Origin of the sequence: Staphylococcus taiwanensis, from assembly GCA_020544305.1 — a bacterium.
Classification (GTDB): domain Bacteria; phylum Bacillota; class Bacilli; order Staphylococcales; family Staphylococcaceae; genus Staphylococcus; species Staphylococcus taiwanensis.
In genome coordinates this window covers 612,379-635,553 of the sequence record CP058667.1, presented here as the reverse complement: position 1 = coordinate 635,553, position 23,175 = coordinate 612,379, and the positions used below count along the sequence as shown (strand labels likewise).

21 protein-coding genes are annotated in these 23,175 nt (G+C 34.3%); 8 read left to right on the top strand and 13 right to left on the bottom strand.

Annotation, left to right across the window (positions count from 1 at the left end):
• Nucleotides 1-37: 37 nt before the first annotated feature.
• From HYI43_02850 to HYI43_02835, 4 genes are read right to left on the bottom strand one after another with little or no spacing between them, the layout of a single operon-like run.
• Nucleotides 38-724 carry an ABC transporter permease gene (locus tag HYI43_02850; protein UDI77539.1) on the bottom strand — a complete coding sequence of 229 codons (687 nt, stop codon included), beginning with the start codon at nt 722-724 and terminating at the stop codon, nt 38-40.
• Nucleotides 724-1,671 (bottom strand): osmoprotectant ABC transporter substrate-binding protein, encoded by a 948-nt coding sequence (locus HYI43_02845; GenBank protein UDI77538.1) that lies wholly within the window; start codon nt 1,669-1,671, stop codon nt 724-726. The genes HYI43_02850 and HYI43_02845 overlap by 1 nt, the downstream gene beginning before the upstream one ends.
• Nucleotides 1,672-1,696: 25 nt before the next feature.
• Nucleotides 1,697-2,332: an ABC transporter permease gene (locus tag HYI43_02840; GenBank protein UDI77537.1), complete on the bottom strand. Its 636-nt coding sequence runs from the start codon at nt 2,330-2,332 to the stop codon at nt 1,697-1,699.
• Nucleotides 2,332-3,639 carry an ABC transporter ATP-binding protein gene (locus HYI43_02835; protein UDI77536.1) on the bottom strand — a complete coding sequence of 436 codons (1,308 nt, stop codon included), beginning with the start codon at nt 3,637-3,639 and terminating at the stop codon, nt 2,332-2,334. The genes HYI43_02840 and HYI43_02835 overlap by 1 nt, the downstream gene beginning before the upstream one ends.
• A gap of 447 nt (nt 3,640-4,086) precedes the next feature.
• Between HYI43_02835 and HYI43_02830 the strand changes: the two genes are divergently transcribed.
• Entirely contained in the window at nt 4,087-5,130 is a 1,044-nt protein-coding gene (locus HYI43_02830) for a 2,3-butanediol dehydrogenase (GenBank protein UDI77535.1), read from the top strand.
• Between the two features lie 705 nt (nt 5,131-5,835).
• On the opposite strand, the gene HYI43_02825 is transcribed toward HYI43_02830, so the two are convergent.
• Nucleotides 5,836-6,435, bottom strand: coding sequence for a YdeI/OmpD-associated family protein (locus HYI43_02825; GenBank protein ID UDI77534.1), 600 nt, complete (start codon nt 6,433-6,435; stop codon nt 5,836-5,838).
• A 187-nt stretch (nt 6,436-6,622) separates the two neighbouring features.
• Between HYI43_02825 and HYI43_02820 the strand changes: the two genes are divergently transcribed.
• Nucleotides 6,623-8,311 carry an APC family permease gene (locus HYI43_02820; GenBank protein UDI77533.1) on the top strand — a complete coding sequence of 563 codons (1,689 nt, stop codon included), beginning with the start codon at nt 6,623-6,625 and terminating at the stop codon, nt 8,309-8,311.
• A gap of 146 nt (nt 8,312-8,457) precedes the next feature.
• Nucleotides 8,458-9,807, top strand: coding sequence for a carboxylesterase/lipase family protein (locus tag HYI43_02815; GenBank protein ID UDI77532.1), 1,350 nt, complete (start codon nt 8,458-8,460; stop codon nt 9,805-9,807).
• 55 nt (nt 9,808-9,862) lie between these two features.
• On the opposite strand, the gene HYI43_02810 is transcribed toward HYI43_02815, so the two are convergent.
• Nucleotides 9,863-11,038: an MFS transporter gene (locus HYI43_02810; protein UDI77531.1), complete on the bottom strand. Its 1,176-nt coding sequence runs from the start codon at nt 11,036-11,038 to the stop codon at nt 9,863-9,865.
• 110 nt (nt 11,039-11,148) lie between these two features.
• The gene (locus tag HYI43_02805) at nt 11,149-11,379 is read right to left on the bottom strand and encodes a hypothetical protein (GenBank protein ID UDI77530.1); all 231 of its coding nucleotides are present in this window, start codon (nt 11,377-11,379) and stop codon (nt 11,149-11,151) included.
• Between the two features lie 151 nt (nt 11,380-11,530).
• On the opposite strand from HYI43_02805, the gene HYI43_02800 reads away from it, so the two are divergent.
• Together HYI43_02800 and HYI43_02795 are read left to right on the top strand one after the other, a co-directional pair.
• Nucleotides 11,531-12,208 carry a response regulator transcription factor gene (locus tag HYI43_02800; protein UDI77529.1) on the top strand — a complete coding sequence of 226 codons (678 nt, stop codon included), beginning with the start codon at nt 11,531-11,533 and terminating at the stop codon, nt 12,206-12,208.
• Nucleotides 12,201-13,664, top strand: a complete 1,464-nt coding sequence (locus HYI43_02795; GenBank protein ID UDI77528.1) for a HAMP domain-containing histidine kinase — start codon at nt 12,201-12,203, stop codon at nt 13,662-13,664. The genes HYI43_02800 and HYI43_02795 overlap by 8 nt, the downstream gene beginning before the upstream one ends.
• 62 nt (nt 13,665-13,726) lie before the next feature.
• Here the strand turns inward: HYI43_02795 and fetB are convergent, their stop codons facing one another.
• From fetB to HYI43_02775, 4 genes are all read right to left on the bottom strand, one after another.
• The gene (fetB, locus tag HYI43_02790) at nt 13,727-14,512 is read right to left on the bottom strand and encodes an iron export ABC transporter permease subunit FetB (protein ID UDI77527.1); all 786 of its coding nucleotides are present in this window, start codon (nt 14,510-14,512) and stop codon (nt 13,727-13,729) included.
• Nucleotides 14,505-15,167, bottom strand: a complete 663-nt coding sequence (locus HYI43_02785; protein ID UDI77526.1) for an ATP-binding cassette domain-containing protein — start codon at nt 15,165-15,167, stop codon at nt 14,505-14,507. Before HYI43_02785 ends, fetB begins: the two co-directional genes overlap by 8 nt.
• Nucleotides 15,168-15,350: 183 nt before the next feature.
• Nucleotides 15,351-16,154, bottom strand: a complete 804-nt coding sequence (locus HYI43_02780; protein UDI77525.1) for a CPBP family intramembrane metalloprotease — start codon at nt 16,152-16,154, stop codon at nt 15,351-15,353.
• Nucleotides 16,155-16,210: 56 nt separating this feature from the next.
• Complete coding sequence (locus HYI43_02775; GenBank protein ID UDI77524.1) at nt 16,211-16,996, bottom strand: CPBP family intramembrane metalloprotease; 786 nt, start codon at nt 16,994-16,996, stop codon at nt 16,211-16,213.
• 185 nt (nt 16,997-17,181) lie between these two features.
• On the opposite strand from HYI43_02775, the gene HYI43_02770 reads away from it, so the two are divergent.
• A complete protein-coding gene (locus HYI43_02770; protein UDI77523.1) occupies nt 17,182-18,762 on the top strand; it encodes an FMN-binding glutamate synthase family protein in 1,581 nt (526 codons plus the stop codon).
• Nucleotides 18,763-18,928: 166 nt separating this feature from the next.
• Complete coding sequence (locus tag HYI43_02765) at nt 18,929-20,215, top strand: O-acetylhomoserine aminocarboxypropyltransferase/cysteine synthase (protein UDI77522.1); 1,287 nt, start codon at nt 18,929-18,931, stop codon at nt 20,213-20,215.
• A gap of 53 nt (nt 20,216-20,268) precedes the next feature.
• On the opposite strand, the gene HYI43_02760 is transcribed toward HYI43_02765, so the two are convergent.
• Nucleotides 20,269-20,730 carry a DUF1307 domain-containing protein gene (locus tag HYI43_02760; protein ID UDI77521.1) on the bottom strand — a complete coding sequence of 154 codons (462 nt, stop codon included), beginning with the start codon at nt 20,728-20,730 and terminating at the stop codon, nt 20,269-20,271.
• A 170-nt stretch (nt 20,731-20,900) separates the two neighbouring features.
• Here HYI43_02760 and HYI43_02755 point away from each other — a divergent pair, with 170 nt between their 5' ends.
• On the top strand, nt 20,901-21,977 hold the full coding sequence (locus HYI43_02755; protein UDI77520.1) for a M42 family metallopeptidase: 1,077 nt from the start codon (nt 20,901-20,903) through the stop codon (nt 21,975-21,977).
• A gap of 208 nt (nt 21,978-22,185) precedes the next feature.
• On the opposite strand, the gene HYI43_02750 is transcribed toward HYI43_02755, so the two are convergent.
• Entirely contained in the window at nt 22,186-23,004 is an 819-nt protein-coding gene (locus HYI43_02750) for an SDR family oxidoreductase (protein ID UDI77519.1), read from the bottom strand.
• Between the last annotated feature and the right edge of the window lie 171 nt (nt 23,005-23,175).

Sequence of the window (23,175 nt, the reverse complement as noted above, 5' to 3'; positions counted from 1 at the left end):
CTTTATAATCCCGTGCTATACGCGATTTTCAAATCTCTTAATTAATACTTTGAATTTGTTTTTCTTTCTTTTTATTCTTATTTGTCGGATCTAGTTTACGTTCTAAGAATCGTAAGCCTAAATCAATCACTATCGCGATTAAAGCGATTGGAATGGCACCAGCTAAAATGTACACCGTACCGTCCGTAGAGTTTGTACCACGAATGATAATATCACCTAACGTTGGCGCACCAATAAATGAACCAATTGCGACAATACCAATTGCGACAACTAAAGCGATACGAATACCACCAATAATAACCGACAATGATAATGGCAGTTCAATCATACGCATGACTTGATTGCTCGTCATACCCATTCCTTTACCAGCATCTTTAATATTATTATCTACACCAGTAATGCCGGTATATGTGTTCTTTATAATAGGAAGTAACGCATACAAGAATACTGCAACTACAACAGTATTAGGTCCTAAACCTAGTGATAACATTAAAATAGCTAACATCGCGATTGCAGGTACTGTTTGGATAATATTGGCAATCGTAATAATTGGCCAAGATAACTTTGTATAACGTGAAATTAAGATCCCTATCGGAATGCCGATAATACAAGCAAATAACACACCATAAATAGACATTAATAAATGTTTGAAAAACAGTTCCATAAGATAGCCAAAGTTCAAGGTATAGTATTCATAAAGTGAACTCAATAAATTACCTTTCATTATTTTTGACCACCTTTCTTATTATCATCTTCGAAATAGTTATGCTTTTTCACAAAATCTTCAGCAATGACAGCTGGTTCTTTACCTTTACCATCCGCTTCATAATTTAGTTTTTGCATATCTTTCGTAGTAATTTGACCTTCTAATTTCTTCAATGCCTTATCAATTTCTGGATTATCCTTTATTAACTTTTCAGTAGCTAATGGACTACCATCATAAGGTGGGAAGAATTTACGATCATCCTTCAAGACTTTTAAACCATAAGCAGCAATACGTCCATCAGTTGAATATCCAACTGCAACATCTAATTTCTTATTTTTAAGTGCATCGTAAACCAACCCAATTTGCATTGGTCGTGCATTGGCAAATTTAAATCCATAGTCTTTTTGGAAAGCAGGATAACCATCACCCGCACGATTCATCCATTGCGTATCCATACCTAGACGTAAGTCGTTTTTATATTTTTTCAAGTCCGAAACTTTTTCTAAATGATATTTTTTAGCAACTTCTTTAGTCACCATAAATGCATAAGTGTTCGCAAATCCAAACGAATTATAATATTTTTGGTCATATTTCTTTTTGAAAAGTCTTTGCGACTCGGACATTGCCTTTTTCGGATCCTTAGTAGGTGGCGCATCAAGTACACTTGTCAATTCTGTTCCCGTATATCGAACTGCTGACATGTTAACATCACCACGTTGTAAGGCATTGTGTTGAATAATACTTGAACCTAAATTACCTACTATAGAAGGTTTTATTTTGTTATGTGTATAATGTTCAATCATTAATTTTTCAATATTTGCCATGATTTTAGTTTCACTCGTCTCAGTGGCAGTTATTTTCACACTATCTTTGCCAGCGCTATCGCCTAATCCTGGTAATCCACATCCAGATAATACCACGAGGGATAGTGCCAGAAGTATGAAAGTTAGTTTAAACTTTTTCATAAATTTAGTAATCCTCCCTTAGTTATTATCTAGATACTTTAAGTCCTTTAGGGACAGCCCATTTTTCAATTAATGAAAGTAAGAAGTCTACAAGTAATGCAAGACATGTTACAAGAACTGCTGCACTAATAATCATTGGTGGTTGATAAAGGTTTAAACCGTTGAATACTAAGTCACCTAAACCACCCGCACCAACGTAACTTGCTAGCGTTGCCCAACTAATGACATAAACACTTGATAAACGAATGCCACTAATAATTAATGGTAACGCCAGTGGTAATTCGACATCTTTCATTAATTGCATTTTTGTCATTCCCATACTTGTTCCAGCTTGGATAACATTTTTATCAATATTTTGTACACCAAGTACGGTATTATTTAAAATCGGTAATAATACATAAATGAATAATGCTACAATCGCTGGTGTCTTACCTACACCAAAGATTGGAATCATAATGGCTAAAACGGCTAATGTCGGAATGGTTTGAAGCACACCCGCAATAGTTAAGACTACATTGGCAGTACGTTTTGTCTTAGACAATAAGATACCGATGGGTACTGCAACAACTATCGCTATAAGTAAAGCGATAATAGATATGTAGAAATGTTCAATTGTTTTCGATACGAGTTGGCTCCCATATTCTTGGAAAAATTGGCGCATTAACGATCAACTCCTGAATAATGAGAATCATCTAAGTCGTCAGTATCCATTCTATCCGTGACATCCTTTTGTTTGCTCAAAGCACCATCTTCTTGTTGTTGACTTAGTTGTTTCTTCTCTTGATTACCAAATTCATTTTCGCGTTCAACATCATTCATATGTGTATCAGATAATTCCATCTCACCATCTTCTTCACCCCAAATTGAGTCATACACAATATCAACTAGGTTGGCACGTGTTATTAAACCAATTAATGTATTGTCATTATCAACGACTGGTATATTTCTAACATTTCGTTTCAAAATCGTACGCACGGAATCTTGTAATTTTGAGTCTATATGTACTTTATAAACATCGCGTTGCATCGTATCGATTAATTCTTTGCGATGGCGTAATCCTTGGTTAATATCTTCTATATCTAAGAAGCCTAAAAGATGATTATGATTGTTTACTACGAAGATGGTATCGACACGACGTTGTCGCATGATGTTAACAGCGTCATTCAATGTATCATTCGCATTTACAGTTACCGGTTTAATCATCGCATCTTCAACTGTACGCATATTAGGTCTATCTTGAATTAGTCTGTTCTGACCGATAAATTCTTTTACGAAATCATTTGCTGGATTTCTTAGAATATTATCTGGTGTATCATACTGTACGACTTGTCCTTTAGACATAATACAAATACGGTCTGCGAGTTTAATTGCTTCATCCATATCATGTGTTACAAAGATAAACGTTTTACCTAATTTTTTCTGTAAATCTTTAACTAAATCTTGCAATGTATCTCTTGTAATTGGGTCCAAGGCACCAAACGGTTCATCCATCAAAATAATGTCTTGTTCAGCGGCTAACGCACGTACTACCCCAATACGTTGTTGCTGACCACCAGATAATTCAGATGGATAACGGTCTAAATATTCTTCAGGCAAATCTGCAAGTTTAATTAATTCTTTAGCCTTCGCATCCTTCTTTTCTTTAGACCATTTTAAAAGTTTAGGTACTAGGACAATGTTCTCTCTGATTGTCATATGTGGCATTAATCCAATTTGTTGAATGACATATCCAATACTACGACGCAATTCAACCGGGTTCATGCTACGCACATTCTTCCCATTCATTTCAATTGTTCCCTCAGTAGCTTCAATCATTCGATTTATCATTCTTAAAGCTGTCGTCTTACCACTACCACTTGTCCCAATAAACGCGATAAATTCACCAGATTCAATATCTAATGAAATATTATCTACCGCTTTTTTATTGCCAGAGTAAATTTTAGTTAAGTTTTTAATACTTAGCGTCATTAGATTGCTCCTTCCTGAAATTCCCAGATGTAAAAAAATTCTCAGAATAAAAAAAGGCCAGTAGTCCCGTTGTTAAACAAATACGTGATAAGTCAAACAAGAGCCCCATGGCCTTTGCTTCATAAAATTTTAATGAGTCTTTAAATAAAATATGTAATTTATTCTGATTGTTTTTACATCATTTATACTTATATACCCTTTATAATTTTTTGAAACATTTTAATAGTTAACTATTAAAAAAGTTCACAATTTCGTTTTAAATGTATTCTAATATGAAAGAAAAAATGTTTTCGTAATACTATTTATTAGGACTTTTATTCTAAAGTTCATTTTTTTGTCAAAATTTTCGAAATATATCAATTAATATCGCTAGTTAAATTGAATTCTCAATTCATTAGTATTAATCTATAGGTGTAATAAGTATTTAATGAAGGGATGTTTTATTCAATGAAAGCAGCAGTATGGTATGGTCAAAAAGATGTACGTGTGGAAGATCGCGAACCTAAACAATTAAAAGATAATGAAGTCAAAGTAAAAGTATCATGGGCTGGTATTTGTGGTACCGACTTACATGAATATTTAGAAGGACCTGTGTTTATCTCTACTGATAAACCTGACCCATTCCTAGGCCAAAAAGCGCCTGTAACTTTAGGTCATGAATTTGCAGGTGTGGTTGAAGAAGTAGGTAAAGACGTTACTAAATATAAAAAAGGTGATCGTGTTGTTGTTAACCCAACTGTATCTAAACGTGAAAAAGATGAAAGCGTAGATTTATATGACGGTTATTCATTTATCGGCTTAGGTTCTGATGGTGGCTTTGCAGAATTCACAAATGCGCCTGAAGAAAATGTTTATACGTTACCTGAAAATGTATCTGACAAAGAAGGTGCATTAGTAGAACCAACGGCAGTAGCAGTTCAAGCTGTTAAAGAAGGTAACTTATTATTCGGTGATACTGTAGCTATTTTTGGTGCAGGTCCAATCGGATTATTAACTGTTGTTGCAGCAAAAGCTGCAGGTGCAAGCAAAATCTTTGTATTCGATTTATCTGAAGAACGTTTAGCTAAAGCGAAAGAAGTTGGTGCTACACATGTAATTAACTCTGGTAATACAAACCCTGTTGAATTCATTAACGAACATACTGAAAACGGTGTAGATGTTACATTTGAAGTGGCTGGTGTTGGCGTAACATTATCTCAATCTGTACAAGTAACTCGTCCAAGAGGTACAGTTGTTATCGTTTCTATCTTCGCTCATGAAGTAGACTTCGATCCAATGTTATTAACTAACTCTGGTGTTCATTTAGCATCAACTATTGCTTACTCACCTACTACATTCCAACAAACAATTGATTTAATTGCGAACGGTAGCTTAGATGTTAAAAGTGTCGTAACTGATGAAATCGAATTAGAAAATATCGTTCAATCAGGATTCGAACAATTAGTAAATGACAAATCACAAGCTAAAATCTTAGTTAAATTAAACGGTTAATCGACTGCTTAACTAAAATATCATTTTCTAAAAGCCCCTCCATAAGATGAAATGATGGAGGGGCTAATTCTATGTTCAATACTACGTGTTGTCTGATTGATTTCTTAGATGAATATTGACTCAATTTGTTTCGACGCTTTCTTGCGGGAAAGGCTCTAAAGTAGTTCTTAAATGGATTTTCATTTCACTTAAGTTGAGACGCTTGCCTAGGGGGCTGGGTCGAGCCGCGGTCTTGTAAAATAGTTCTTAGATAGATAAACACTCACATAAGTTGCTTCGCGTTCCTGGGGTGCCGTCTCTAAAGCAGCTCTTAGATGGATAATATTCTTTTGTTGCGACGCTTTCCTGTGGGAAAGGCTCGTGCCTGTAGTCACTCGACACTTTCTTTTCCACTAGGAGTCGCGCAACGCCATTTATTATCCATCTTTAGAGCTATTTACCTAAGTGCTATTGCACTTAGGTTCATTAAAATTACTGCTCCCTAGGAGTCTCCGCAACTCTGTTTCGTTATCTATCCTAGAACTATTTACGTAAGTGTGTGCACTTACGTTCGTCAATAATTTTAACTCCCTCAGGCGTCGCTCAACTACGTTCCATTACCCATTTTAGAACTACTTACACAAGTGCAAATGCACTTGTGTTCAATATATATCGCCAAGTGTCGTGTAATATCATTCGTAGTTTCTCTTTAGAACTACTTATCATCTACTTGTCATTCATACCTTTGCCTTCAAGTATATGATCAATGTATTTATCGACTCTATTTTGTCTTGTTTGGCTACGCTTAGCTTGAGAAATATGATAAATATATTGGTGTTGTCGACCTGGTGTTAAGTTATAAAATGCGTCTTTAAATTCTGGCATTTTATCAAATTGTTGTTGTAATTCTTCAGGGATTTCATAATCCTCAGTTTTTTTCATTTCAACTTTCTTTCCAGCTTTTTCAACTTTAATAGCTTCATTCACGTAGTATAAAATTTCGTCACGACGTTCTTTAATTTCATCTAAACTCTTAAATCTTAATTGTCTTGCTGCTTGTACACGTTCTGTCTGTTGAACTAACGTCTTATATTTATCATCTAAAATAGCACCTTTGTGAAATAATAAAGCGACATAATGTTTAAATCCATGAATAATAATGACATTCTTTCCATTTAAAGTATAAGTTGGATGCATCCATTTATAATCTTCATCTAGTTCCGATTCTTCAAATATTAAATCTCTTAAATATTGATACGCTTCTTTCCATTGACTATCCTTTTCCAAAAAGGCCAAAACTTGCTCGTTTGATGGTTTATCAGCCATTTCATTCACCCTTTGCATCATTCATTTATTAACGATAACGCTATTATAATATGAAACGATTGTATTAACTATAATTAACACAATATTTTGCTAAATATCAAAATCATAAATTGACTAATGAAATGATAAGCGTATAATTATAACGTATCGTTTTTGATGAAAATAAAAACAACATAAAGGAGTATTTATGGGACAAAATAATAACGATAATAGTAAGATCAATTTAGTCCAACTTGTCTTACTCGGTTTAGGTAGCTTGATAGGTTCAGGTTGGCTCTTTGGTGCATGGGAAGCTTCTTCTGCAGCTGGACCAGCAGCTATTATATCTTGGATTATTGGGTTTATAGTCATAGGTACGATTTCATATAACTATATAGAAATTGGAACAATGTTTCCACAATCAGGTGGTATGAGTAACTATGCGCAATATTCACATGGTTCATTACTTGGGTTTATTGCAGCTTGGTCAAACTGGGTATCACTTGTAACCATTATCCCTATTGAGGCAGTATCTGCCGTTCAATATATTAGTTCTTGGCCATGGGATTGGGCAAAACCAACATCAGCATTAATGCATAACGGTTCTATTAGTACAATAGGTTTATTCGCCGTATATGTCATTATTATCATTTTTTCTTTATTAAACTATTGGTCAGTTAAATTATTAACATCATTCACTAGTTTAATATCTATATTCAAATTAGGTGTACCATTATTAACAATCATTATGTTAATGATTTCTGGTTTCGATACTGGCAACTATGGTTCATCAATTGGTGAATTTATGCCATATGGTAGTGCCCCTATCTTTGCGGCAACAACAACTTCAGGTATTATTTTCTCATTTAATGCATTCCAAACCATCATTAATATGGGTTCTGAAATTAAAAATCCTGAAAAGAATATTGCCCGTGGTATCGGTATTTCATTAACATTAAGTGCGATTCTGTACATTATTTTACAAAGTACATTTATTACATCAATGCCACAATCAATGATTCACGAACACGGTTGGCATGGTATTAACTTTAACTCTCCATTTGCTGACATGGCTATTTTACTTGGCATCAACTGGTTAGCTATCTTACTTTACATCGAAGCCGTAGTATCACCTTTCGGTACAGGTGTATCATTCGTAGCAATTACTGGTCGTGTCTTAAATGCGATGGAACAAAATGGACATATTCCTAAATTCTTAGGGAAAATTAATACAACATACAATATTCCACGTGTTGCCATTGTCTTTAACGCAATTGTAAGTATGATTATGGTAACGTTATTCCGTGATTGGGGTGTACTTGCTGCAGTTATTTCTACAGCAACATTAGTCGCTTATTTAACTGGTCCAACAACAGTAATGTCTTTACGTGAAATGGGACCTAAACTACACCGTCCGTTCCGTGGAACAATGCTTAAAGTGATGGCGCCACTTTCATTCGTCCTAGCTTCACTAGCGATTTATTGGGCAATGTGGCCAACAACTGCCGAAGTTATTTTAATCATTATTTTAGGATTACCAATTTATTTCTTCTATGAATATAAAATGAATTGGAAAAACACTAAAAAACAAATCGGTGGTAGTATGTGGATTATTGTTTACCTAATTCTTTTAGCCATTATGTCATTTATTGGTAGTAAAGAATTTAAAGGTATTAACTTAATTCACTATCCTTATGATTTCCTTGTTATTGCGATTCTAGCTTTAATATTCTATAGAGTTGGTATCACAAGTCACTTCAAGAGCATTTATTATAAACGTGCTAAGAAAATTAACAAGCAAATGAAAGAAGACCTCATAGAATCAGAACAACACGAGGCTGATGAAAAAGAAGCTAAACAACATGAAAAAGAAGCTAAACAACATGAAAACAAATAAATCGATTCAAATTAGAAGAAGCTAAATGAATCCCTTCAAAGTGATCTAAATTGACTTTGAAGGGATTTTTCTATGCTATACATACTTTATCTCGCATATGTCATGATATAGTTAAAGTGATACAAGATTGAGGAAGTGACGTTAAGATGGTAAAGGTACAAATAGGCAAAAGCACAATATATGGCAAAGTACATGATGGAATTGAAAGCTTTAAAGGCATACCTTATGCCTATCCTCCTATTGGCACACGACGTTTCAAACATTCGCAATTACTAAACATTGAATATCAAGAAATTGAAGCGTCAACTTTTAAAGCGATACCTCCTCAACCAGACAATAAATTAGAAACATTCTTTTCATCAAAGCACAGCGATTTTACACAAAATGAAGATTGTTTGTATTTAAACATATGGCGTCAAAATCATAACAACAATAAAAAACCTGTTATCATTTATTTTTACGGTGGTGGTTTCGTAAATGGACATGGTTCAGCTGAATTATATACGCCTGAACCTATTGTTCAAGAACATGATGTTATCGTCATCACTTTTAATTATCGTCTCGGTGCGCTGGGATTTTTAGATTGGTCAGCTTTTAATGCGCAGTTTGATTATAATAATGGCTTATCCGACCAAATCAATGTTTTAAAATGGGTTCATTACTATATTGAATACTTTGGTGGAGACCCAACGAATATCACTTTAATGGGACAATCAGCGGGAAGTATGAGTATTCAAGCACTGATGCAACAACCTAATTTAGATGCTTACTATCATAAAGTAGTATTATTGAGTGGTATGTTAAATCTTGATACACCTCATGCTAGCCATTTGAAAGCACATCATTTTGCAGCATTAATGAATCATCATTATCCACATACAACACTTAAAGATTTATCGTCTAAAGACATGCTTAAATTAATGGCATTGGACGAACAATCTCGGGGACCTTCTAAAGGATTAGAACTCATTTATTCACCTGTAAAAGATGAAGTGATGAACCGCCCGCTTTCACACTTTGGGAAACCCTTAGTTATCGGTTATACGAAAGATGAAGGCGATTGTTATATTCGTAATGAAGCACGTAAATTAAATGCTAAACGTTTTGTAGAAGTCATGAAGCTCAATCATATTGGTGTTGTTGAAGCGGACGTACAAACTGGCCGTCAACAAGCCGATATTGTGACAGATTATTATTTTATAGCTCCGATGATGTCATTCCTCAATCGTTTAGAACACAATTCTAATCAATGGTTATTACGTTTCGATTGGTCTCTACCTGGTCATCCTCATTTCGCTAGTGCTTATCATATTTTAGATCTCATCTTTTGGTTTGGGAAAATGAAAATTCTAAACGCTCACGATGTTGAAGATGTCACTTCAGAAATGCGATTAAGTAAACAAATGATAAGTGACTTAGTATATTTTGCGAAAACGAGTTCAATGCCATGGTCGCCCTACTCAAAAATCAACAAACATCCTCACATATATAAATAAAAGCTCAGAACTGATTCTTTCAATTAGAAAGTATCAGTTCTGAGCTTTTTAACGTTTAATTTTTAGCGTAATGAATATTCTTAAGTGTTAATACAATAATCAGTCCTAATAAGCCGATAAAGGCACTAACCAACGTGACCGCTTCGACAGACAGATTTGAAACTACAAGACCGCCGATAATACCACCGAAACCTATACCAGCATTAAGACATGACATATTCCAACTCATCACTTGGCTCGTGTCACCTTCTACATGTTCGATAATCCCACTTTGAATTGCTGGGTTTGTACTCCACTGTACGATATTCCAAATGAATAGACCTACGAGTAATAGTACTGTCGTAGATAGGATTAAGTTTATCATTAACATCATGATAATAAATACTGAAAATGCGATGATTAACCAACGTTTACTGGTTAATTTATCTGCCAGTACACCACCCATTGATGTACCCACAACGCCCGCTACACCATTGACTAATAATGCTAATGACACATAGCCCATGCTATGCCCATTTTCCAAAATAAGTGGATTAATATAGACGAAAGTTACAGAATTGGCAATTAAAATAAGTAATGTAATTGCCAGATATTTCACAATTTCTGCAGGGCGCATGATATGTGAGGTAACGCTATTATCTTCAGCAACTTGATTATACTTTAAATTCGCGTGATTAAGTTCCGTAGTAGTTGGGAGATATTTAATCATTAATAAGCCGGCAATAAGACTAATTACTATAATAAAAACAAACGTAAAGCGCCAACCTATCCAATCCCCAATCATAGTACCAATAGGCACACCAAAGACATTTGCCCCACTAAACCCGGTATAAACCACACCAATCATCTTACCTCTGTTCTTAGGGGCAGTTAACATTGCTGTTAATGCTAAAACTTTAACGATAATTAAAGACGCTGCCGCTGATGAAAGAATACGTCCAATCACTAATACAGTGAAATTAGGTGCTATTGCAATAATGGCGTTTCCAACCACAAACGTGACTAACGTCCACAGCAAGACCGAACGTGCTGGATAACGATTAGTGAGTTTAACTAATATTGGTCCACAAATGGCAAAGGTTAATGCGTAAAGTGTAACAAGTTGTCCAATAATTGGTTCTGAGACACCTAGGTCATCACTCATTAAGTTCATAATACCGGCAACCATCATTTCAACCATTCCAACAATAAATACGCTGATAATAAATGTTGCCACACGCATAATTGACATTATTCTTACTCCTTTCTATTTTTTTCATTAAAAAAACAGCTACGCACTGTTTCAAGATTCGTAACTGTTCTATTATATAATATTCAATTATAATTTTCTGCCTAAACGTTTTAATATAAATGTTCATTATTATGATAACGATGATCAATGATTTCTTGAATAAAAGCTAAGACTACTAATAAGCCCATCGCACCGTAGACCATATAATTATTATATAGTAAAAAGTCGATACCTAAACTCAAATTAAAATATGATTCTGTAATACTTAATAAAAATCTCAATATATTATATAAAACAAGTACAATAATTACGCAACCAATGATGTTTGATACAAACTTCATTTTCAATGCCCCTTTATATCTTCATTTACTTTTATCTTAAACGCTATGAATTAAATCATTCTTATCTCAATCTTAATTTTTCCTTAAATAATAAAAACTATAATAGTTAAAAATCAAAAAGTCTTATAAGATAAGTAATGAGGTGGTAACAATGAACGAAGATGTTCTAATTGTAGAAGATGACAAAGATATTAATGAATTAATGAAGTTATCTTTAACTACGAAAGGCATTGCACATGTTAAATCAGTAGATAATATTCATGATGCGAAACATGAATTACTTCAGTCTAACTATCAGGTTATACTTCTAGACTTAAATTTAAAATCTGAAGATGGCTATCAACTGATTAAATACATCGATTTAAACGAAACTTCGGTCATCGTTGTTACAGCTAAGACTACAAATATCGATGTGTATAAAGGGTTTGAAAATGGAGCTGTCGATTATATTAAAAAGCCATTTGATCCGATGGAATTATATTACAGAGTGTCACTTCATTTAAATAAACAATCAAGCGACATTTATACTTATAATCATTTAAAAGTTAATTTCAATAGTATGGAAGTTTATAGCCATGACACGTTGGTAAATTTGACGAACCGTGAGTTCAACTTATTAAGTTACCTTATTAAAAATAAAAACCAAGTACTGACTAAAGATCAACTGTATTCTAAAGTTTGGGGCTATGATACTGGAGTAGACGACAATACTTTAATGGTCCATATTAGAACACTACGCAAAAAAATCGAGGAAAATCCTAACAATCCTGAATACATCAGAACAGTTCGTAGTAGAGGCTACATGTTTAAGGAAGATAACGATGAATAAATTTACCTTAAAATTCCTTAAATATATGACACTATTTGTACTTCTAAACTTTATCATCACATTTGCATTTATTATTTTCTTATTAATTAATATACTACCTAATATTTATTGGAGTATTAATGAAATTGAACCTAGTTATTTAGATACATATGACATAACTAAAGAACCAAATGATGAACTACAAACTTTAGCTAAAAAAAGTAATGTTGATTTATATTTTGTACAAAAAAATGGAGAAATCATCTATCCTAAATCTAAGAAAAATTCAAATATAAAGCCAATGATTCTAAAAAACCTTAATAATGCAAACGCTGTGATATCAAGAGACGATACCTATTTAGTCTATTTTTACAAAAATAAAAACCATTCTCCTACCATTAAAAATAGTAATGAAATTCGCACTTCAAAATTACTGGATAGCATATCTACATTAGACTTTAATCACTATAATTATTTAATAGAAAATGATCAACTTCATTTTATCAAGAATCCAAGTACAAGAACGATAGCATGGGGTGATGACTTTGGCGAAGGATTTAAGAATGACCATCAAAAATACCTTATCATTTTGATAGCATTCTTAATTGTTAATACATTCATAGTTTCTATCACTGCATTCTTAATTTCTAGACGATTAACTAAGCCATTGTCTTACTACATTGACTGGATTAGTAATCTCTCATTAGGTAAATTACATCAACCGACGTCTACACGTAAACGACGTAAGAATCGTAAAACATATCCTGAATTAGACAAGTCGCTCTATCAGTTAAACCAACAAATGTTGAATGATAAATTCTATAATAATCAAATTAATTATTATAAATCAAAATGGATTAGCCAAATTTCTCATGATTTAAAATCACCATTAACAACGATTTATGGTTATTCCAAATTAATTCATACCGATGAACAATCTCAACATTATGTGCAATTGATTACAGAGAAGGCAACATTTATGAATGACTTAATTGATAGTTTGAATCAAACATTCGATATGGAAACAAACCAAATGAAGCAAGATAAGGAACGATTTCCAGTGCAATCGACTGCTTGTCGCATCACTCAGATCATCGGTTATCATTCGATTTCTCTGCATTTCAATATATTAGAAGATGCAACGTTTTACGGTAATAAATTATACTTTGAGCGTTTACTTATTAATTTGATTAACAACAGCATTGAACATAACGAAATTAATCCAAACATTGAAATTACTTTTTCTAATATACAAAATAAATTGGTCATTGATTATATTGATGATGGTCGTGGTATTCCACATGACCATATCGATGAATTATTTAAGCAATCCTATACATCTAAAGAGAATAAAGATAAACACGGCATCGGCTTATCGATTATTCAAGACGCGGTTAACTTCCATAATGGTTCCATTGCTTTATTACCTTCTAAAAGTGGCGTTCACTTCCACATTATATTGATTGATGAATCTTAAATAACATATTAAAAAATAAGTTCTCACTTGGATTTCCAAATGAGAACTTTTTTTCATTTAGTCTATTCTTCATCATCAGGTGTGTTAAGTGCACTATTACGTGCTACAAGTTGATGACGTACATTAAAGAATTGGTTATAACTCAAGTACGTTGCGATTAAGGCTGACATAATTGTAGCCGTTGTATGAATGAATACAACGAGCAATTGGAATTTAATTGCTTGTAGTGGTGGTACGCCACCGATAATCAGACCTGTCATCATACCTGGTATAGAAACTAAACCATATGTTTTCACAGAATCAATTGTCGGTACGATGGCTAATCGTATACTTTCTCTAATGGCATCTTTAGACGCAAGTTTAGGTGTAGCGGCTAAGGTCAATTTAGATTCGATATCTGAAATATCTTTAACAAAGGCTCGATCTAAATTCTGATAAGCTAAGTTAATCGCAATTAATCCATTATTAGCTAACATACCTCCAATAGGAATGACTTCGTTCGCTTTGAAATCAATCGCACCCGCTAATACTGTGGCCGCCAAAGGTAAAGCCGTCCCAATAAAGATTGCTGTGAATGAAATCCAGAAGACATGATGCATCACAGGTGACGCTCGATTAATCGTATTCCAAGATGCGTTTATAATAATAATTAATACCGCTAACATCAGAATCCAAGCTTCATTAATCTTGAAAATATAATGCAGTACGAAGCCTAAAATAATTAATTGCACAACGGCGCGAACAGATGCAACGACAAGATCTTTAATAATATGTAATCCTTCTTTATAAGAAATGAAGATTGGGATTAATAATAATAACGCTGTTAAACAGAGGGCTGTATTACTCATTTTGATTCAGGTCCTCCTCTTTTGTAATTTCACCATCCACGATGGTTATTCTCTTTTGAAAATGTCGCATACTTTGATCATCACTATGCGTAATCCATAAAATGGCAACACCCTCTTTAACCATATCGAAAATGATGCGTTCAATCGTTTCTTTATTTTTGGTATCTAATGCACTCGTTGATTCATCTAATAACAGAATATCTGGTCGATACATTAACTGTCGGGCAATTGTGATTCTTTGACGTTCCCCACCCGATAAATGTTCAATTTTAGAATCTAAATCATAATGACTTAAATTGACTTTTTTCAATAGTGCTTTTGCTTTTTTCTTATCAAATTTATCACCATGTGCTATTGCTGGAAATGACATATTGTCACCAATCGTTTCTCCAAATAATTCACTTTGTTGCATTAAATAACTGATTTTTGAACGCAATTCCTCTGGTTTATAATCATTAAAAGACTTACCTTTGAAATATAACTCACCATCTGTAGGACTAATTAAATTATTGATTTGTTTTAAAAACGTACTTTTACCGCTTCCTGATGGTCCTACAACTGCAACCGATTCACCTTCATCTAACTTGAAATTAATATGCTTTAAAATGGTACGTCTATCCGCTCTATAAGTTAGATTTTTCACTTCTAGCAACATATCATTGCTTCCCTCCTTACAATTTAAACTCACTTATTCCTTTTATTTTATATTTAAAATGATTAACATTTAATTCTTAATTATATTATATTCTTGTTTGTCATAATAAAAAAGAAGTAAGACATGCGCATTCAAGTTGAGTTATTGCTTGAACGCCACATGCTTACTTCTACCCTAATTTATTCATGACCAAATAAATGACGTGATAATACTAATATAAGAAATACAGTTATTAATCATATGCATGGTAATCGTTGTCGCTAAATTACGACCACTATAATGATAAGCTATGATAAATCCTGTTGCCATTATGAGATACGGACCAATTTCAAATGGTGACGTTGCACCTGTTACATGTAAGCTTGAAAAGATAATAATCGAAGCGACGTACATGGCACCATAGGTTAGTTTCTTTCCGAGTTCATGAACAATGAGATGTCTGAAGATTAATTCTTCAACAATTGGAGTTATGACTACAATATCTAAGAATAGTATTGGCCAAAGCCATGTAGTTTTAAATAATTGCTCAATTTGTTTATTATTCTCCGTATCATCAAATTGATATTTCTCTGGTAAGAATTCAATTAAATAGCCATACAACATTTGTAAAAGATACATAGCAATTAATACCACTACAATTAATACAATATGTTTTTTTAAATCTTTGAATCGTTGAATCGCAATCGGTATGATTGTTTTACGATGTAATAAATAGAACAATAGTAAGACGAGACACTGTCCAATCAATGCAAAGATTTGGTTAATACTCATCATATGTTTCATAAAAGAATTACCCTTTGCTTGTCCTGTCAAAGCGACAAAGATGAACATCGCCATAATCGACAAGACTAAAGGTACTACAATATTAAATCCTATATAGCCTGGTATTAACCAGAAATCCCTTTTGACCATTCGTTTAGATGCAAATTCATTTCTTAATTTCGGTTGCTGTGCTGTTTCTTGCGAATCTTTGTATTCCGAAGTCATATTTTTCTCCTTTTCTTCCTATCTTTGAAAATGTCTACACGAAACATTTTCAAATATTAAAAGAACCTCTCCATCATTGTAATAATAAATATTACCAATTGTACAGAGCTATGATAAAGATAAGATGCTGCTAAGTTCTTCCCACTGCGTATATAAACAATGATGGCGCCTATGGATAACAGCGCATATGGCACTATTTCCAAGATAGAAATTAAATCATATACGTGAAAGCCTACTTCGACAACGACACTTAGTATGATCATAAAGACGATATTAAACTTTTTACCGAGTTCATGTATAAATAGATGTCGATATATCAACTCTTCAATTAAGGGTCTTAAAATGACCATAGTAATAAATGTGAAAATAATTGCACTAGGATGATTGAAGAGACCATCTAATCGAATTTGCGCTTGTGTTTGATTGTAAGCTAAAGGCGCTGGTAAAACTTTAGCCAGTAAATTCACACCATAAAAAAGTATGAGTGCACTCGTACTAACGGCTATAATCATAGGTAAATGACGGATCTTCACTTGAGCAAATTGTCTGCGTGCGACATCCGCGATATACAGTTTATGCAATGCAAAGAATGCTACAATCGTCACAAATTGTGCAATCACGAAGCTAATACTCAATGTTAAATTGTAAAAGTATAATGGTGGCGGATCCTGCGTAATCATTGCCGTCACACCTAATACACCAAATACGATTATAATTGGTGTTAATATCTGAAAGCATATGTATATAGGAATCAATAAGAAATCTTTTTTGACGATTTCATTACTTCCCCATTGATTTTTAGGCTCATCGACCCGTTTGACAGGTTGTTTCTCTTTCTCCATATGTCACCTCGTCAATGTATGTATCTTGTACTTTATCATTTTAAATTATCTCTGTCATAACACTTTATTTATTTTACCAAAATTGCTTTTATAAAAAATCAACAAATAATACATAATTTAAATTGTAAAACGCACACATTCGTGTATGATTTATATTGTAAAGAAATAAAGGGGGAATAATAGCAATGACTACGATACTTACGATTATGCAATTTATTGTAAATATTATGATTTTCATTGTCATATTGGGCTTACTTGGTTTAGCTTTGCGACTCCTATTTAAAGATAGAGGTCAAACACAACATAGTGTCTTACGTAACTTCCCAGTTTTAGGACGCGTACGTTACTTTTCTGAAAAGATAGGTCCAGAATTACGACAATACTTATTTGCAAATGACACAGAGGGGAAACCATTCTCGAGAAATCAATATACCAATATCGTCTTAGCGGGCAAATATAACTCACGCATGTCTAGCTTTGGTACACAACGCGAGTATAAAGAAGGTTTCTATCTTCGAAATACAATGTTTCCACTTCAACGTAATGAGTTAGAAATTGATAATCAAGCCATGATTTCTACATTTGTTTATAAGGTAGACAATGAACGTCTATTCAAACGTGACGAACACCGAGATGAAACAGAAATCGATCCATACTATTTAACAGATGATAATGCAGTTGTGCTTGGTGCTGAACTCAAACATCCATTTAAGATTAAGCGCCTAGTAGGTCAATCTGGTATGAGTTACGGTGCGTTAGGCGGTCGTGCCATTACGGCATTATCTCAAGGTTTAGCACGTGCTGGCACATGGATGAATACTGGTGAAGGTGGTTTATCAGAATATCATCTTAAAGGTGGCGGTGATATTATCTTCCAAATCGGTCCAGGTCTGTTTGGGGTACGTGACAAGGAAGGTAACTTCAGTGATGATGAATTTATGAACACGGCAAATCATAAAGAAGTAAAAGCATTTGAAATTAAATTAGCGCAAGGTGCTAAAACACGTGGCGGTCATATGGAAGGCAATAAAGTAACGGAAGAAATTGCGAAGATTCGTAATATCGAACCTTATAAAACAGTAAACTCACCTAACCGCTTCGAGTTTATCAATTCTTCAGAAGACTTATTAAAATTCGTAGATAAAATTCGCACGCTAGGTCAAAAACCAGTCGGCTTTAAAATTGTAGTAAGTAAAGTTGAAGAAATTGAAGATCTTGTACAAACTATGATTCGCTTGGATATCTATCCAAACTTTATTACGGTTGATGGTGGCGAAGGTGGTACAGGGGCTACTTTCCAAGAATTACAAGATGGCGTTGGCTTGCCATTATTCACAGCCCTACCTATCGTTTCTGGCGTCTTAGAACAGTACAAAGTGCGTGATAAAGTGAAAATCTTTGCTTCTGGTAAGTTAATCACGCCTGATAAAGTTGCCATCGCATTAGGCTTAGGTGCAGACCTAGTTAATATTGCGCGTGGTATGATGATTAGTGTGGGTTGTATTATGAGTCAACAGTGTCACTTAAATACGTGCCCAGTTGGCGTAGCAACGACCGACCCTAAAAAAGAAAAAGCATTAATTGTAGATGAAAAACAATATCGCGTTACAAACTATATCACTAGCTTACATGAAGGCTTATTTAATATAGCAGCGGCTGTCGGTGTTAATAGTCCAAACGACATCACTAGTGATCATATTGTTATTAAACGTATAGATGGGTCAATCGAGGATATCGTCAATTATAAATTAAAATTAATTAGTTAGCGCTATTACAAATGTGGGATACTGAAATCTATGAATTTGAATGAGATTTCAGTCCCACTTTTTTATTTGTTGTAATTCCTAGTAATTCAGTTTGATTTAATCCTAAATTAATGTATAATATTGCTAAATAATTATCAGAATATTCTATCAACTGGAGGTTATATTTATGTCAAACAACCGAGAAAACTGGAAATTCGAGACGCAAACGATTCATGCTGGTCAAGTTATCGATGACTTCTCTAAATCTCGTGCAGTGCCTATTTATCAAACATCAAGTTATGTCTTCGATGATACTCAGCACGCGCAAGATTTATTCTCACTTGCCAAACCTGGTAATATTTATACGCGAATTATGAACCCTACTCAGAATGTCTTCGAAGAACGTATCACTCAATTAGAAGGTGGTGTTGGTGCGCTAGCAACATCATCAGGTCAAGCCGCAATTACACTTGCCCTTCTTAATATAGTTGAATCAGGTTCTGAAATCGTCGCCTCTTCTAATCTTTATGGTGGTTCTTATAATTTATTACACGTTACTTTTGAAAAGCTCGGCATCAAAGTTCACTTTGTCGATCCAAGTAATCCAAATCATTTTAAAGAAGCAATTAATGATAAGACAAGAGCCATTTATGCCGAAACAATTGGTAACCCTGCCATTGATGTATTAGATATTGAAGCGGTTGCTCAAATCGCTCACGACAATGGTTTACCATTAGTGATTGATAATACCTTTGCTTCCCCTTATTTATGTCGTCCATTCGAACATGGTGCAGATATTGTTATTCATTCTGCAACTAAATTTATCGGTGGGCATGGTACATCTATCGGAGGAATCATCGTAGATAGTGGACAATTCAATTGGGATAATGGCAAGTTCCCAGGTTTGGTAGAGCCAGACCCAAGTTATCATGGTATCTCTTATACAAGAGATGTTGGTGAAGCGGCATACATAACGAAAGCACGCGTTCAACTGTTACGTGATTTAGGTTCTGCAGTATCGCCATATAATGTCCATGAATTCTTAATTGGACTTGAAACGCTTCATTTACGTATGGAACGTCATTCTGACAATGCTTTAAAAGTTGCTCAATTCTTAGAAAAACATCCTAAAGTGACATGGGTTAATTACCCTGGCCTTGAAAACAATAAATATCATGGCTTAGCTAAAAAGTATCTTCCTAAAGGACAAGGTGCGATTCTGACATTTGGCGTCGATGGTTCAGTTGACGATATCGCGCACTTTGTAGATGAATTACAATTATTCTCTTTATTGGCTAATGTAGGTGATTCTAAATCATTAGTCATCCATCCTGCTAGCACAACACATCAACAATTGACGGCAGAAGATCAACGTAAATCAGGTGTACTTCCTGAAATGGTTCGATTATCTATTGGTACAGAAAATGTCGAAGATATTATTAATGATTTAGATTACGCTTTAAACACGATTTAAACTAAAAAACCAGTAGTGCGATTTAAAATTGGCACTACTGGTTTTCAAATTAATTATTCGTCATCTGTCATGTTACTTTTTTGTTTAAATCCTAGTTTTTTCAACTCATTTACTGTGCCATCCATGTTCACTTTTTTATCATCATCTGAAGTTGAAATGGATGAGAAGTATTTTTCAACTTTTTTGATATTAGCTTTTTTATAATTAATATCAATCGTTTCTACGATTTTTCCATGCTTACTATCTAAGTCATATGAAACACCTTTTAAATGTTTCATGCCACGATCGTCTTTAAATGATGCTTTCGCCTCTTTTTTAGACATGCCCAAATCATTATATTTTAATGTGGCTACAGTCGACTGTTTTAACACACGATCTTTTTTATAAGTTAGTGTTGTTAGGACATGTTTACCGTCCATATCGCCTTCATATGTTTTAGAACGCTCTTTGCTACACGCACCTAGTAACCCTACGCTTAGCACCAAGATAGTCATTAATGTTAAGAACTTTTTCATAATACTCATCTACTTCCATATATGTAATTTTCATATTAAATAATAGCACTAACTACATCTAATTATATATAACATAGCCGTATATCTCGACTGACAAACACTTTTTTCAGAAAATTAAATTAAACCATGCTACAATATGGGTAAATATTGACGTTAGGGAGCGTATGCATATGAAAGAATCAATTGAATTACTTAAATCGTTAACGGACGTAAATGGCATAGCAGGTTACGAAAAAAACGTTAAAGAAAAGATGCGTGAATATCTAGCACCAGTGAGTGATGAGATTGTTGAAGACGGCTTAGGCGGTATCTTTGGTAAAAAAGCCAGTGAGAATGGCTCTAAATCACTAATGGTAGCTGGTCATTTAGATGAAATTGGCTTTATCGTTACCAAAATCGACAACAATGGTTTCATCAAATTCCAACCTATTGGCGGTTGGTGGAATCAAGTCATGTTATCGCAAAAAGTAACAATTACAACTGACGATGGTACTGAAATTCGCGGTATTATTGGTTCTAAACCACCACATGTACTAGATCCAGAAGAACGCAAAAAGCCTGTTCAAATTAAAGATATGTTCATTGATATCGGTGTGAGAAGTAAAGAAGATGCTGAAAATCATGGTATCGAAGTCGGCAATATGATTACGCCATATAGTGAATTTGAACAACTTGCGAATGGCAAATATTTAACTGCCAAAGCGTTTGACAATCGTTATGGTTGTGCACTTGCTGTCGATGTATTAAAAAGACTTAAAGATGAACATATCGGTGTAGATTTATATGCAGGTGCAACAGTTCAAGAGGAGGTTGGACTACGTGGTGCTAAAGTAGCCGCAAATAAAATCAAACCTGACCTCGCAATCGCGGTAGACGTAGCTGTCGCATATGACACACCAGGTATGAACAACCTTGGTAGCGACACAACTTTAGGTAACGGCCCTGTTGTGATTTTAATGGATGCCTCTAATGTAGCGCATCAAGGTTTACGTCAACATATTAAAGAAGTGGCGAAAAGACATTACATTACTGTGCAATGGGATACAACTGCTGGCGGCGGTACAGATGCTGGTAGTATCCATGTAGCTAATGAAGGTATCCCTACCATTTCTATTGGCGTTGCTTTACGTTATATGCATTCAAATGTGTCAGTTCTCCATACAGATGATTATGAAAATTCAGTTCGTCTTGTAACTGAAATTGTCCGTTCACTTAACGATGATGCTTATAATAGAATCAAATGGTAACTTACTCATTAAAATATGATGAAGTTGATAATTAGAGATATATCATGAAAATTACGCATTATTACACTCGCGTGTAATATGCTTAATCCAACAAAGATTAACGTCATTTGACGTCAATAAACCCCAGTCTATGGTATTAGACCGGGGTTTTTATTATCGTATATTAAATTTAATTGTCTTTACGTTTGCTAAATATCACGTGTCACTTTTACTCTACTGAATGTTTCCAACTATCATCACTTAACATTTCGCCTGGCCAAGTGTATGCCATGACACCGCCGTCAATTCGCACAGTTTCACCAGTAATAAATGAACTATCATCTGACGCTAGGAATGCGACAAGTTTACCTACCTCTTCAGGCTTGCCTAATCGACCTAATGGTGTTACCCATTTTTGATTATCACGGAATGTTTTACCCGCTTCATCTTCAGACGTACCCGCTAAATTATCAACTAATGGTGTTTCAATGGTACCTGGTGCAATCGCGTTAGCACGGATATTTTCACGACCATATTCAATGGCGATCGATTTCGTAAAGTTAATGACCGCACCTTTAGCTGCGTTGTAACCAGAACGATATAAGTCAGCAGCTTGTCCTGAGAAAGATGCCGTATTAATAATTGAACCACCTTGATCCATCATGAGTGGTAGCAAGAATTTGGTTACTAAGAAAGTCCCTCTCATATCCACGGCCATGATTTTGTCGAACACTTCCACAGGATATTCATGAATACGTCCTGCGCCATTATCAACACCAGCATTATTAAAGATAACATCAATATGCCCATATTCCGCTTTAGCTTTTTCTGCAAAGTCTTGAACTTGTTGATCATCTGAGATATCCACTTTATAGGCAGTTGCTTTACCTCCACTGTTATTAATCGCTTCAACTGTTTTTTCTAATTCATCTGAAATGTCTAAAGCAAGTACATGCGCACCTTCGTTGGCTAAAGCCTTAGCGGATGCTTGACCAATGCCTGTGCTTGCACCTGTAATAACTGCAATTTTATTTTCTAATCGTTTCATAGATATATTCACTCCCAATTTCCAATCTATTTAAGAAACTTAGATTTTGTATACAGTTCTTATGTTCCACTTTTCAAATGCGCTCAAACCCTATTCTGAAAATGATAGCGCTTAATCAAACAAATTTTTAATATTCTTTTGAATGAACGCTTAATTTAATTATTCTTATAC

Excerpts from the sequence above, each read along its gene's own strand:
- HYI43_02770 (UDI77523.1), top strand. The coding sequence starts at position 17,182 with ATGACTACGATACTTACGATTATGCAATTTATTGTAAATATTATGATT.
- HYI43_02800 (UDI77529.1), top strand. The coding sequence starts at position 11,531 with ATGAACGAAGATGTTCTAATTGTAGAAGATGACAAAGATATTAATGAA.
- HYI43_02750 (UDI77519.1), bottom strand. The coding sequence starts at position 23,004 with ATGAAACGATTAGAAAATAAAATTGCAGTTATTACAGGTGCAAGCACA.
- HYI43_02775 (UDI77524.1), bottom strand. The coding sequence starts at position 16,996 with ATGGAGAAAGAGAAACAACCTGTCAAACGGGTCGATGAGCCTAAAAAT.
- HYI43_02845 (UDI77538.1), bottom strand. The coding sequence starts at position 1,671 with ATGAAAAAGTTTAAACTAACTTTCATACTTCTGGCACTATCCCTCGTG.
- fetB (UDI77527.1), bottom strand. The coding sequence starts at position 14,512 with ATGAGTAATACAGCCCTCTGTTTAACAGCGTTATTATTATTAATCCCA.
- HYI43_02810 (UDI77531.1), bottom strand. The coding sequence starts at position 11,038 with ATGTCAATTATGCGTGTGGCAACATTTATTATCAGCGTATTTATTGTT.
- HYI43_02840 (UDI77537.1), bottom strand. The coding sequence starts at position 2,332 with ATGCGCCAATTTTTCCAAGAATATGGGAGCCAACTCGTATCGAAAACA.
- HYI43_02765 (UDI77522.1), top strand. The coding sequence starts at position 18,929 with ATGTCAAACAACCGAGAAAACTGGAAATTCGAGACGCAAACGATTCAT.
- HYI43_02785 (UDI77526.1), bottom strand. The coding sequence starts at position 15,167 with ATGTTGCTAGAAGTGAAAAATCTAACTTATAGAGCGGATAGACGTACC.
- HYI43_02760 (UDI77521.1), bottom strand. The coding sequence starts at position 20,730 with ATGAAAAAGTTCTTAACATTAATGACTATCTTGGTGCTAAGCGTAGGG.
- HYI43_02830 (UDI77535.1), top strand. The coding sequence starts at position 4,087 with ATGAAAGCAGCAGTATGGTATGGTCAAAAAGATGTACGTGTGGAAGAT.
- HYI43_02825 (UDI77534.1), bottom strand. The coding sequence starts at position 6,435 with ATGGCTGATAAACCATCAAACGAGCAAGTTTTGGCCTTTTTGGAAAAG.
- HYI43_02815 (UDI77532.1), top strand. The coding sequence starts at position 8,458 with ATGGTAAAGGTACAAATAGGCAAAAGCACAATATATGGCAAAGTACAT.
- HYI43_02780 (UDI77525.1), bottom strand. The coding sequence starts at position 16,154 with ATGACTTCGGAATACAAAGATTCGCAAGAAACAGCACAGCAACCGAAA.
- HYI43_02755 (UDI77520.1), top strand. The coding sequence starts at position 20,901 with ATGAAAGAATCAATTGAATTACTTAAATCGTTAACGGACGTAAATGGC.
- HYI43_02805 (UDI77530.1), bottom strand. The coding sequence starts at position 11,379 with ATGAAGTTTGTATCAAACATCATTGGTTGCGTAATTATTGTACTTGTT.
- HYI43_02850 (UDI77539.1), bottom strand. The coding sequence starts at position 724 with ATGAAAGGTAATTTATTGAGTTCACTTTATGAATACTATACCTTGAAC.
- HYI43_02820 (UDI77533.1), top strand. The coding sequence starts at position 6,623 with ATGGGACAAAATAATAACGATAATAGTAAGATCAATTTAGTCCAACTT.
- HYI43_02835 (UDI77536.1), bottom strand. The coding sequence starts at position 3,639 with ATGACGCTAAGTATTAAAAACTTAACTAAAATTTACTCTGGCAATAAA.
- HYI43_02795 (UDI77528.1), top strand. The coding sequence starts at position 12,201 with ATGAATAAATTTACCTTAAAATTCCTTAAATATATGACACTATTTGTA.